Raw genomic sequence first — 735 nt, forward strand, 5'->3', positions numbered from 1 at the left:
TCTTCTGCACTCAAGTTTTCCAGTTTCCAATGACCCTCCACGGTTGAGCCGTGGGCTTTCACATCAGACTTAAAAAACCGCCTACGCGCGCTTTACGCCCAATAATTCCGGATAACGCTTGCCACCTACGTATTACCGCGGCTGCTGGCACGTAGTTAGCCGTGGCTTTCTGATTAGGTACCGTCAAGATGTGCACAGTTACTTACACATATGTTCTTCCCTAATAACAGAGTTTTACGATCCGAAGACCTTCATCACTCACGCGGCGTTGCTCCGTCAGGCTTTCGCCCATTGCGGAAGATTCCCTACTGCTGCCTCCCGTAGGAGTCTGGACCGTGTCTCAGTTCCAGTGTGGCCGATCACCCTCTCAGGTCGGCTATGCATCGTTGCCTTGGTAAGCCGTTACCTTACCAACTAGCTAATGCAGCGCGGATCCATCTATAAGTGACAGCAAGACCGTCTTTCACTTTTGAACCATGCGGTTCAAAATATTATCCGGTATTAGCTCCGGTTTCCCGAAGTTATCCCAGTCTTATAGGTAGGTTATCCACGTGTTACTCACCCGTCCGCCGCTAACATCAGAGAAGCAAGCTTCTCGTCCGTTCGCTCGACTTGCATGTATTAGGCACGCCGCCAGCGTTCATCCTGAGCCAGGATCAAACTCTCCATAAAAATTATGATGTTTGATTAGCTCATAAATACTAAATAATGTTTGTAACTTATAGTTACGTTTTT

At 48.2% G+C, this 735-nt stretch carries 1 rRNA gene; it reads right to left on the reverse strand.

What is annotated here, in order from left to right:
• Positions 1-672, reverse strand: a 16S ribosomal RNA gene (locus HMPREF2658_RS00550); the annotation flags it as partial.
• Between the last annotated feature and the right edge of the window lie 63 nt (positions 673-735).

The organism is Staphylococcus sp. HMSC062H10 (assembly GCF_001836945.1).
Taxonomy (GTDB): domain Bacteria; phylum Bacillota; class Bacilli; order Staphylococcales; family Staphylococcaceae; genus Staphylococcus; species Staphylococcus aureus.